Raw genomic sequence first — 10,508 nt, 5'->3', positions numbered from 1 at the left:
ATATGTCATGGGGGATTAATCTAGGTGACAGGCTTAAACCCACGGGCACTCGCAATCTCACCCATGACATCCCGATGATCAGTCGGGGATCATCGATCCTATGAGGAAAGAGATCAAGATATAAGGGCGCTCCGGCGACTCCGTCGCTACGACCCCAACGGCACGATTCCCCTTCATTTGACTTTGTTAGCAGTCACCAATAGCTTTGTCATTAACTTCATATAGGATCATAAAATTTCCGCGATCAGATGATCGCGGAGGCAGGTTTGTTTGCGAATGACGTGACAATGTCACATTAACCCTGTGGCGGTTAGAAACTTGCGCTATCCCGACGCCAGGCATCTGCGGTAAGAGCTTCACCAAAATGACTGGAAATCAATCGCTTAGTTAGATCATGCAAGGGTGCTGCGAGCACTTCTGCGGTACTGCCGCGCTCCACAACTTCCCCTTCATGCATCACAATCACCTGGTCACTGATATGCTTCATCATGCCTAAATGTTGGGTTACATAAATATAGGATATGCCGTGCTTTTCCTGTAACTCCAGCATCAGATTAATAATCTGTGAACGCATGGACATATCCAGTGACGCCAAAGCTTCATCGGCAACAATCACTTTTGGTTGCAGGATCAATGCTCGCGCCAGCGCAATACGCTGTTTCTGACCGGAGGCCAACATATGTGGATAGTAATTAGCGTGATCCGGTAACAACCCCACCTGGCGTAAAGTCTGATAGATACGCTGTTCGCGCGCGGCGGCATCTAAATCGGTATTCAGCTTTAACGGTGCATCCAGTAGTTGGCCAATACGTTGACGCGGGTTAAGCGAGGTACTCGGGTCTTGGAAAATCATCCGAATACGCTGGCTGCGATAAGCATAATCACCATACACCAGGCGGTGGTCGTCAATGAGCAATTCACCGTCGGTCGGTTCAATCATGCCCGACAGCATTTTAGCTAAGGTAGATTTACCCGAACCATTTTCACCAATAACCGCCAGTGTTTGACCTTCGCGTAAGGTGAAACTGACCGCTTTAACCGCCTCCACATGCTGGCGACGAAACAGCCCAGTGCGATAGCGAAAGGTTTTGCTCAGGTTACGGACTTCGAGCAGTGTCTCGGCCATTATTGCTCCTCCAGATTTAAGGGGAAGTGGCAGGCAAAGGCGTGGTTTTTCACCAATCGCAAGCGCGGTGTTTCGATACAGGTTTTCTGGGCATAAGGGCAACGAGGCCCCAGACGACAACCAATCGGCAAGTGCTCCAATGAAGGAATCGCTCCCGGTAAAGTATTCAGCCGACTTTTGTGTGGCAGAGAGCGGCCAAAGTCAGGCATGGCGCGGATCAGCGCTTGAGTATAAGGATGGTGTGGGGATGCCAGCAGGTCTTCACAAACAGCACTTTCCACCGTCTGACCGCAATACAACACATTAATCCGGGTGGCCCATTTACTCATCATTTGTAAGTCATGGCTGATGAGCAAAATTGTGGTGTTATTGTTTTGATTCAGCCGTGCCAGTAAACGGAAAATCTGTGCCTGAGTGGTAGGTTCCATCGCATTGGTGGGCTCATCGGCAATCAGTAAGCGGGGCTGATTGGCCAGCGCAATAGCAATCATCACCTTTTGGCATTCGCCTTCGGTCAGTTCGTAGGGATAACTGCCCATAATGTCTTTGTGGTCTTTAATCCCCACCCGATGCAGCAACTCGATTGCCCGACGTTTACGCCAATGGAATCGCTGCCACCAGCGGCCTTTGTAAGTCCAACCTGGGATAGCTTGCACCAGTTGCCGACCAATACTTTCTGACGGATCCAAACAGGATTGCGGCTCCTGAAAAATCATCGAAATATTATGGCCGATCACCTTACGTCGCTCACGGGGGGTCAGTTGCAACAGGTCAATATCATTAAAGCGAAAACGGTCGGCGGTAATACGCCAGTTATCTTTGCTTACGCCACAGATAGCCTTGGCAATCAAACTCTTGCCCGAGCCTGATTCGCCGACTATGCCACGGACTTCCCCCTCCGTGAGGGTGATACTGATGCGGTCAACCGCTTTCACCATCCCTTCGGCAGTCATAAATTCAATGGTGAGGTTACGAATATCAAGTAACGGCATTATTCCACCCCCGCATTAATAGCTCGGCGCATACCATCACCTAACAGATTAACCAGCAGTACACTGACCAAAATTGCCCCACCGGGTAACATCACGGTCCACGGCGCGACATAGACTAAATCCAGTGAATCTCCGAGCATTGCCCCCCATTCTGGCGAGGGTAATTGCGCGCCTAAATCGAGAAAACCCAAGGCCGCAATATCCAAAATCGCCATTGAGAGCGCGCGAGTAAATTCAGTGACTAACACTGCCGCGATATTCGGCAAAATGGCATAGGCCAAAATATGGGGAGTCGATGCACCATCCAGACGGGCGGCAATCACATATTCTTTATCCAGCTCATCATGCACGGCACTGTAAATCGTGCGCACCATGCGGGGAAGTAGTGCCAACCAGACGGCGAACATGGCGTGTTCTAAACTCGGGCCGACAAAAGCCACCACAATAATGGCTAGCAGCAGGGAGGGGATTGAGAGCAGTGTATCCAGCACGTGATTAAGAATGGCAGAACGAAAACCGTGGGTGATACCTGCAAACACCCCGAGGATCACGCCACACAGTGCCGCTGCCACTGTCACTAATAGCGCCGACCCATAAGTGGATGCAGTGCCCGCTAATAAACGGCTTAAAATATCGCGCCCTAAGTCATCAGTGCCCAGGAAGAAAGAGACATTGCCGTAACGTGACCATGAGGGGGGCAGTAACTGGTAGCCCAAAAACTGTTGGTCGAGAGCGTAAGGGGCTAGCGTGCTGCCCAGTACACATAACACTAACAACCCCAGCACGCCATAAAACCCTACCATTGCCAGGCCATCGGCATAGAAAAGCCGCCAGGTATAGAGCAGCGGGCTGGGCATTTTCTTCTCGCGGTAGACATTATCGAAGGGCATACCATTCCTTATGCTTTAACGGCGTCATCATCGCGCCCAGGATATCCGACAGAACGTTAATGACGATAACCAGCGAACCGACTACCATCACGCCGGCTGATATTGCAGCATAATCTTGTTGTCGAATCGCATTGATTAGCCAACGACCTAACCCCGGCCAGTTAAACACCACTTCGGTTATCATCGCCAATGTCAGCATGGTCGAGAACTGTAACCCCAATTTTGGAATGATCGGCGGTAAAGCATTGTGCAACACATGGCGGCGAATAATGGTAAAGCGGGACAAACCACGGGTTGCCGCCGCTTTAATATAGTTTTGCCCGATAACATCATCGGTACTGGTGCGCATTAAACGAATGACTTCCGTGGTGGGGGCTACGGCCAGTGCCGTGATGGGTAAAATCATATGTTGCAACGCACTGAGCATCATTTCTTTACGATACGGCGAGGGTGACAGCCACGCATCGACTAACGCCAGCCCGGTGACAGGTTTCACTTGATATAACAGGTCAAAACGCCCAGAAACCGGCAGCCATCCCAAATGCAGCGAAAAGAACAACATCAGTAGCAGGGCGAGCCAAAATACCGGGATTGAGAAACCGATGAGTGCAATGGAACTGATGGCAATATCAGCAAATTTGCCGCGCATCACACCGGCAATAATCCCCAGTGGAATACCGATAAATAGCGCCAAGGTAAAGGCCAGAACACATAGCTCCATCGTGGCAGGGAAAGCTTCGCGCAATTGCTCACTGATTGGTTGACCATTAATGCTGGAAACGCCAAAGTCCCACTGAAGCAAGCTGCTGAAATAGAAACGGTAGGCATCGAGCAGAGATGCGCCATTCAAGGGGGCATGAGGAGTAAAATAGCTCAGGCTAAAACTGACCAATGACAACATAAAGAGGGTTATCAACAGCAGTAATAAGCGCCGCAATGTGAAGATTATCATGGCTTTTTGCCCTCATCGCGATTGCTTTGGTGAGACTGGCTTTCTTGAAGCTGGTTTTCGCGAAACACGCCTGCAAAAGAAGAATTACCAAATGGGCTTAAAACTAAACCTTTAATATCATAACGGTATGCTTGCAACCGCAAGGATGACGCCAGGGGTAACAGCGGCAGTTGCTGTTCCAGAATGCGCTGGGCTTGCTGATAATATTCAATACGTGCCGATAATTGCTGGGAACGTAAAGCTTTTTGCAGCAACTCATCAAACTCAGGGTCACACCAGTGAGCATAGTTTGTTTGCGAACGGATTGCTGCACAGCTTAATAGTGGGCGGAAGAAACTGTCGGGGTCATTACTGTCGGTTGACCAGCCAGAGAGTGTCAGGTCGTGGCTCATCTCCATCAGGCGAGCTTCCTGGAAACGGCCTTCGACCGGCACGATATTCACCGTAATACCGACCTGCGCTAAGTCAGCTTGTATCAACTCTGCCGTTTTTAAAGGGCTGGGGTTATAGGACTGCGATGCCGTCGGCACCCATAAGTTGAGTTGCAGCTTGGTGATACCCAGCTCTTTGAGGATCGCTTTGGCTTTTTCCGGATTATATTCAGTCACTTGAGCCTGATTATCATAAGCCCATGATGCACGGGGCAAAATGGATGCCGCAGTTTCCGCCGTGCCATAATAGATTGATTGCATCAATCGTTGGTTATTAATAGATAAGGCGATGGCCTGGCGGACGCGTTGATCATTCAGCGGCGGTTTGCGGGTATTAAAGGCCAAATAAGCCACGTTCATCCCTGGGCGCAGAGTCAAGCGCAGGCGGGGGTCATCGCGTAAAATAGATAACTGGCTAGCAGCGGGATAGGCCAATACATCACATTCACCAGTTAATAACTTGGATAAGCGGCCAGTTCCTCCCGCCCCGAGGTCAATGACGACCTGCGGCATGCGTGGCAAACCTTTCCAATAATCACTGTTACGGAACAAACGGATATATTGCCCGGACCGATATTCGTTTAATAAGAAGGGGCCAGTGCCTACCGGCTCGCGATCGATCTGCTCTTGTCGGCCCTGTTGGGTTAATACATCGGCATATTCGGCTGAAAGGATCGGCGCATAGTGGGTCGCTAAGTGCCACAGAAATGAAGCATCGGGGGCTTTCAGTTTAAATTCAACAGTATAGTCATCAAGTTTTTTGACACTTTGCACTGCATCAGCAAATTGCAGGCTATCAAAGTAAGGATATTCACCGCCGTTGACCTCATGATAAGGATGCTGCGAATCAAATACCCGTTGGAAACTGAATACCACGTCATCAGCATTCATCTTGCGTGTGGGAGTAAACCAATCGGTAGTCTGGAACGGGACATCTTTACGCAAATGAAAACGGTAGGTAGCCCCGTTATCCAGCACTTGCCAGCTTTCCGCCAATTCAGGGCTTAACCGGTAGGTATAGGGGTCAACATCTAATAAGCGGTCATAAAGCTGCGCCGCAAGGGTGTCGATAGTTAATCCGCTACTGGCCATCTGTGGATTGAAGGTATTCAGTATCCCACTGACACAATAGACAAAACCGCGCTGACGGATATCCGGCAGAGGTTGAGTCGGTTCGGCGGCTGGGGCAGGTTGCGCCAGCGCTGGGGTCGCAAGGCAAGCCAGCGGGAGCATCCAAATCGATAGCATCAAAATAAGTAATGCACGCATAAACGCTTCGCAGTAAGTAAGCAATACACTTAGTGTACCGTAATCTGGCACGCCTCCCAATCCATTGAGCAAAACAACTGCGCTGTCTGCTGTTTGTTGCAGCAATTGAGAGTAATAAGCAGCAAATTATTGTTTATTCACCGAGAAATCGGGAAGGCATCATTAGGGGGAAAGGTTTTTCATCCTGAAATTGTCCGTAATTCCATCAGAATTAGTATGGGAATGAGAAAAATTCTCAACAAAGTGTTTGCAAGTGCTATTGATAACCATTATCATCTGTTTGCTCTTCGAGACAAAGCTAGTTGTTTCAGGCTTTTGACAGAAAAGCACGACATTGCTCACATTGCTTCCAGTGTTTTTTAAGCCAGCTCGGGTGCTGGCTTTTTTTTTACCTACCGTCGCCAATTCCCTTTCCGATAGTAAGTGTACTGACGTCCAGTTATGATTTAATTTAAATAATAATATTTAACATGTATACGCCCAGTTATTTTGGATTATGACATCAATGTATCCATTGCTATATTCATACATGAAATATATGAGTAACAAAGCTACATTTAGATTTTATGGAGGCGTGATGGGCCGATGTCAGTTAATGATTTTATTGCTTACTTTATGCCTGATAAATTTTAAGAGCAGGGCTAAACCACCTGATATTGTCTGGCGTGTTGATACTCGTGACCATCATGAAATATTCAGTCAGGGTTTTTATTCTTCAGGTGACAATGATCTGGTGCTAGAACACCTGAGTGGTAGAAGCTGCCGTAGTAATATTTACCAACTCGCAGATAGTGCATTTATTTCTACTACGGCGGACAGAAGTTTTGCTTACGATTATTTAGAAAGAGTGTTGAAAAATATAAAAACGACAATGACCAGTGGTCCAAAGGCGTATATTTATCAGATACGAGCTGATACTAATATGTATAGTGCAGATCATACCCTGGATTTTTTATTACGACTGGGGGCCAGTGAGATTCAACAGGAGATTCATCGTATTTTTCGTTATGCACCCTACTTATCAGAATGGATGGCCCATCGCAGAGTTTTAGCGGAACAGGTCATGTCAGCAACTTCATATTTATTGCATCAGGGCAACGTTATGTTTAATGGATATATTCCCAACCCTTTCTATCAACAAACACGTTCGAGTGCCAGTATGAATCCTTATCATAGCGTTTTTATTGTACCTTCAGCTCTGAATATGATGCGAACCTGGATGTTAAGAATGGGAATCAGACCAATGGTCAGGGCGTGTTTTGGTAGTATGGATCCGATAGACTCCAAACGGAGCATAAATTTCAACTATAGAGGTCATGGCAAAATGTTTATGCTGGTGGCTATTTTATAAAGATAAATTTTATATATCATTAAATGGAGGGTTTATATTATGAAATTAATTTTTTGTGGGGTTATTATATTTATGTGCGGGCCTGCACTGGCGACGAAAACGGGAGAGCTAAAATCACAATGTGAAGTTGATAATGGTACCATGATTTATAATCGGATAATTAAAGGTTATAATGCCAGCATTATGTGGCGTCCGGATGACACATCGCTCGATGCGATTAATATTAAGATAGATAATAAATGGTATGGAGCCATAGCAGATGATAGAACAAATGGTAATGCGGCTAAAGGGATGTCCAGTTTTGCACAAGCAGCATTTTTAATTAACCTTCCTGTTAATGTTTGCATTAAAGATGGCTATCTACGAGGAGTTGAAGGTACCGACTGATATTCCAGTCAGCGCCCTCTGTTTAGCGGTGTGGCTGATTTATTTATTGTTCGTTTACCAATATTTGATGTTTTTTCAGCATACCTCGTAATTGATGATAAGTTAATCCTAACAGACTGGCTGCCTTGCGCTGATTAAATCGCGCCTGCTCCAACGCCTGTTTGAGTATCTGTTGTTCACTATTATGCAGCCAATCTTTAAGATTGATCGGTAAGGTGGGCAATTCGCCGGTTTGGCTGCCCGAGTCGTTGCGTTCAATACCCTCGTTTTCCCAGTTCTGCTGGCGGGCAAAAGGGTCGATAATGATGTTATCCAGCGCCTTGCTGCTGTCGCCGTGGCGATATACTGAGCGCTCGACGACATTTTTCAGCTCACGCACATTTCCCGGCCAACGATATTTCAGTAATTGCTGTTCAGCTTGCGGGGTAAAACCGGGGAACAGTGGCAGACCTAATTCTCGGCACATCTGAATCGCAAAATGCTCTGCCAGTAACATGATATCTTGCTGGCGCTCACGTAACGGTGGCAATTGCACCACATCAAATGCCAGACGGTCGAGCAGGTCAGCGCGGAATTTCCCGGCGGCGGCCAGCGCGGGCAAGTTGTCATTGGTTGCACACACTAAACGAACATCCACTTGCAAGGGTTGGCTCCCACCAACACGCTCCAGATGACCATACTCAATCACCCGTAATAGCTTTTCCTGTACCAGCATAGGGGCGGTTGCCAGTTCATCTAAAAATAGCGTGCCGCCATCTGCGCGTTCAAAACGCCCAAGATGGCGCTTCTGCGCGCCAGTAAAGGCTCCCGCCTCATGGCCGAACAGTTCTGAATCGAGCAAATTTTCATTAAGAGCGGCACAATTGAGTGAAATAAACGGCCCCTGCCAACGGCCTGATAAATAATGCAGGCGATGGGCTATCAACTCCTTGCCGGTACCTCGTTCACCAATCACCAACACTGGCTTATTCAGCTTTGCCAGCCCTGAAACTTGCTCCAGCACTTCAACAAAAGAGTTGGCCTGGCCTAACAGGTTTTCTAATTGCTCGCTCATGATGAAATTCGCCAATAGTTGGTTAAAGTAATCACTTTACATTTTATATTCAAACAGTCAAAAATTATTTTTTGTTACTTTTCAAGTAACTAACTTTATGGAAAAGTTGGCACGACTCTTGATATATCACTATTGAAATTATGTGAATCGGCGCAACCAAACGCCAATTAGTTTAAAGAGGATGTAAATTATGGGTATTTTTTCTCGTTTTGCCGATATCGTAAACGCCAACATCAATACATTACTGGATAAAGCTGAAGACCCACAAAAGTTGGTGCGGCTGATGATTCAGGAAATGGAAGATACACTGGTTGAGATCCGCTCAACATCGGCCCGCGCACTGGCTGAGAAAAAACAGCTGCTACGCCGCATTGAACATTGTGAAAGTCAGCAGCAAGAGTGGCAGGATAAAGCTGAACTGGCTTTGCGCAAAGATAAAGAAGATTTGGCGCGTGCCGCCCTGATTGAAAAGCAAAAAGTGGTCGCACTGATTGAGACGCTGACTCGTGAAGTGACGACGGTTGATGAAACGCTTACCCGCATGAAGCATGAAATCACTGAGCTTGAAAGTAAGCTGACTGAAACGCGTGCCCGGCAGCAAGCCCTGACACTGCGTCATCAAGCGGCTGCATCATCTCGTGATGTTCGCCGTCAGTTAGACAGTGGCAAACTGGATGAAGCAATGGCCCGTTTTGAACAGTTTGAGCGCCGCATTGACCATATGGAAGCTGAGGCTGAAACTGTGGGTATTGGCAAACAAAAGTCATTGGAAAGCCAGTTTGCCGAACTGAAAGCTGATGATGAAATTAGCAACCAACTGGCCGCACTGAAAGCAAAAATGAATTCAGCGCAATAAGTTAGCGCTAAACTTCAGAAAAATACCTCGTCAGGCCGTCGGCATACAGGCGGCCTGCCATGATTACAATGCGGATATCCGCGAGCATATATACACCAATAATTCGAGTTGCAGGAAGGCGGCAACTGAGCGAGTCCCAGGAGCTTACACAAGTAAGTGACTGAGGTGAACGAAGGCAGCCAACACACATGCAGCTTGAAGTATGACGGGTATAATTGAGGGGAACCAATGAGTATCCTATTTCTTGCTATACCGCTGACCATTTTTGTGTTGTTTGTCGCACCGATTTGGTTATGGCTGCATTACAGCAATCGCCAGCAAAGCGGTGCTCAACTTAGTCATCAGGATATGCAACGTCTATCGCAGTTAACAGACGATGCGCGCCGGATGCGTGACCGCATTCAGGCATTGGAAGAAATTCTTGATGCCGAGCATCCGAATTGGAGGCAGTCATAATGGGCGATATGTTTAAAAACGATTCGTTTAAAAGCAATTCATTTAAAAATAATGTGTTAAGTAAGAAGAAACTCTATCGCGTGCCAGAAGAAGGCATGATCAAGGGCGTTTGTGCCGGGTTAGCGCACTATTTTGATATTCCGGTGCGGCTGATTCGTGTGATGGTGGTGTTATCGCTGTTCTTTGGTCTGTTCGTTTTCACCATTGCGGCTTATATCGTACTGACTTTCTTGTTGGAACCTGCGCCTGCATCCAGTTTTAGTGAGCATCACGAGGCGACGCCGCGCCAGCTTCTTGATCAACTTGAGTATGAACTGAGGGCTGGAGAGCAACGTTTGCGCCAGGTCGAGCGCTATGTCACTTCCGAAACCTTTGGGGTGCAGAGCCGTTTTCGTCAGTTGTGATATGACTTATTCAATTAACGCTAAAGTCTGCCGGAGGGCATAACGATGAACAATAATCCCGCCCGCAGCCGTGCAGGTGTAGTATTAACCACACTAATTAAAATTATTTTTAGTGTCGCATTGACCTATGGCCCGGCAGGTGCAGCAGGTTTTATCGTCAGAAATGTCAGCCGCAAACCCTTGCGCTGGTTGTTGCTGATGATGTTGGAACCCATGCTAAAACGTGCAATGGGGGCAGCGGCGGGTCAATTTGCCAAGGAGAAGCATGAAACGACTGCAAAATGAGATTACGTCATTGGTCAATCGCGGGATGGATAGGCATCTGCGGTTGGCAGTAACC

At 47.5% G+C, this 10,508-nt stretch carries 12 protein-coding genes; 6 read left to right on the top strand and 6 right to left on the bottom strand.

Going from position 1 to position 10,508, the window contains the following annotated elements; genetic code table 11:
* Positions 1-310: 310 nt before the first annotated feature.
* Genes sapF through sapA form a run of 5 tightly spaced genes read right to left on the bottom strand, consistent with a single transcriptional unit; the run spans position 311 to position 5,660 of the window.
* Positions 311-1,126 carry a putrescine export ABC transporter ATP-binding protein SapF gene (sapF, locus tag ACNSO8_RS04380; protein ID WP_019079343.1) on the bottom strand — a complete coding sequence of 272 codons (816 nt, stop codon included), beginning with the start codon at positions 1,124-1,126 and terminating at the stop codon, positions 311-313.
* Positions 1,126-2,118: a putrescine export ABC transporter ATP-binding protein SapD gene (gene sapD, locus ACNSO8_RS04375; protein ID WP_005169513.1), complete on the bottom strand. Its 993-nt coding sequence runs from the start codon at positions 2,116-2,118 to the stop codon at positions 1,126-1,128. The genes sapF and sapD overlap by 1 nt, the downstream gene beginning before the upstream one ends.
* On the bottom strand, positions 2,118-3,008 hold the full coding sequence (gene sapC, locus ACNSO8_RS04370; RefSeq protein WP_019079344.1) for a putrescine export ABC transporter permease SapC: 891 nt from the start codon (positions 3,006-3,008) through the stop codon (positions 2,118-2,120). The genes sapD and sapC overlap by 1 nt, the downstream gene beginning before the upstream one ends.
* Positions 2,995-3,960 carry a putrescine export ABC transporter permease SapB gene (sapB, locus tag ACNSO8_RS04365; protein ID WP_019079345.1) on the bottom strand — a complete coding sequence of 322 codons (966 nt, stop codon included), beginning with the start codon at positions 3,958-3,960 and terminating at the stop codon, positions 2,995-2,997. The genes sapC and sapB overlap by 14 nt, the downstream gene beginning before the upstream one ends.
* A complete protein-coding gene (gene sapA / locus ACNSO8_RS04360) occupies positions 3,957-5,660 on the bottom strand; it encodes an ABC transporter substrate-binding protein SapA (RefSeq protein WP_046695694.1) in 1,704 nt (567 codons plus the stop codon). Before sapA ends, sapB begins: the two co-directional genes overlap by 4 nt.
* Before the next feature lie 577 nt (positions 5,661-6,237).
* Between sapA and ytxA the strand changes: the two genes are divergently transcribed.
* Positions 6,238-7,011 carry a putative AB5 enterotoxin ADP-ribosylating subunit YtxA gene (ytxA, locus tag ACNSO8_RS04355; protein WP_418393926.1) on the top strand — a complete coding sequence of 258 codons (774 nt, stop codon included), beginning with the start codon at positions 6,238-6,240 and terminating at the stop codon, positions 7,009-7,011.
* Positions 7,012-7,050: 39 nt separating this feature from the next.
* Positions 7,051-7,398: a putative AB5 enterotoxin binding subunit YtxB gene (ytxB, locus tag ACNSO8_RS04350; RefSeq protein WP_019079348.1), complete on the top strand. Its 348-nt coding sequence runs from the start codon at positions 7,051-7,053 to the stop codon at positions 7,396-7,398.
* Between the two features lie 43 nt (positions 7,399-7,441).
* On the opposite strand, the gene pspF is transcribed toward ytxB, so the two are convergent.
* Entirely contained in the window at positions 7,442-8,452 is a 1,011-nt protein-coding gene (gene pspF / locus ACNSO8_RS04345) for a phage shock protein operon transcriptional activator (protein ID WP_019079349.1), read from the bottom strand.
* A gap of 190 nt (positions 8,453-8,642) precedes the next feature.
* Here pspF and pspA point away from each other — a divergent pair, with 190 nt between their 5' ends.
* From pspA to pspD, 4 genes are all read left to right on the top strand, one after another.
* On the top strand, positions 8,643-9,308 hold the full coding sequence (pspA, locus tag ACNSO8_RS04340; RefSeq protein WP_019079350.1) for a phage shock protein PspA: 666 nt from the start codon (positions 8,643-8,645) through the stop codon (positions 9,306-9,308).
* Positions 9,309-9,536: 228 nt separating this feature from the next.
* The gene (pspB, locus tag ACNSO8_RS04335; protein WP_019079351.1) at positions 9,537-9,764 is read left to right on the top strand and encodes an envelope stress response membrane protein PspB; all 228 of its coding nucleotides are present in this window, start codon (positions 9,537-9,539) and stop codon (positions 9,762-9,764) included.
* On the top strand, positions 9,764-10,168 hold the full coding sequence (pspC, locus tag ACNSO8_RS04330; protein ID WP_050159400.1) for an envelope stress response membrane protein PspC: 405 nt from the start codon (positions 9,764-9,766) through the stop codon (positions 10,166-10,168). The genes pspB and pspC overlap by 1 nt, the downstream gene beginning before the upstream one ends.
* Positions 10,169-10,213: 45 nt before the next feature.
* Positions 10,214-10,453, top strand: coding sequence for a phage shock protein PspD (pspD, locus tag ACNSO8_RS04325; RefSeq protein ID WP_005169543.1), 240 nt, complete (start codon positions 10,214-10,216; stop codon positions 10,451-10,453).
* Positions 10,454-10,508: the final 55 nt, after the last annotated feature.

The organism is Yersinia sp. LJYL362, assembly GCF_048323875.1.
Note: the sequence above shows the minus strand (reverse complement) of the source record. Positions and strands in the feature narration are given on the sequence as shown.

Bases quoted from the DNA above. Each gene is read 5' to 3' on its own strand.
- ytxB (WP_019079348.1), top strand. From the start codon at position 7,051: ATGAAATTAATTTTTTGTGGGGTTATTATATTTATGTGCGGGCCTGCA.
- ytxA (WP_418393926.1), top strand. From the start codon at position 6,238: ATGGGCCGATGTCAGTTAATGATTTTATTGCTTACTTTATGCCTGATA.
- pspF (WP_019079349.1), bottom strand. From the start codon at position 8,452: ATGAGCGAGCAATTAGAAAACCTGTTAGGCCAGGCCAACTCTTTTGTT.
- pspC (WP_050159400.1), top strand. From the start codon at position 9,764: ATGGGCGATATGTTTAAAAACGATTCGTTTAAAAGCAATTCATTTAAA.
- sapB (WP_019079345.1), bottom strand. From the start codon at position 3,960: ATGATAATCTTCACATTGCGGCGCTTATTACTGCTGTTGATAACCCTC.
- sapC (WP_019079344.1), bottom strand. From the start codon at position 3,008: ATGCCCTTCGATAATGTCTACCGCGAGAAGAAAATGCCCAGCCCGCTG.
- pspB (WP_019079351.1), top strand. From the start codon at position 9,537: ATGAGTATCCTATTTCTTGCTATACCGCTGACCATTTTTGTGTTGTTT.
- sapF (WP_019079343.1), bottom strand. From the start codon at position 1,126: ATGGCCGAGACACTGCTCGAAGTCCGTAACCTGAGCAAAACCTTTCGC.
- sapD (WP_005169513.1), bottom strand. From the start codon at position 2,118: ATGCCGTTACTTGATATTCGTAACCTCACCATTGAATTTATGACTGCC.
- sapA (WP_046695694.1), bottom strand. From the start codon at position 5,660: ATGCGTGCATTACTTATTTTGATGCTATCGATTTGGATGCTCCCGCTG.
- pspA (WP_019079350.1), top strand. From the start codon at position 8,643: ATGGGTATTTTTTCTCGTTTTGCCGATATCGTAAACGCCAACATCAAT.
- pspD (WP_005169543.1), top strand. From the start codon at position 10,214: ATGAACAATAATCCCGCCCGCAGCCGTGCAGGTGTAGTATTAACCACA.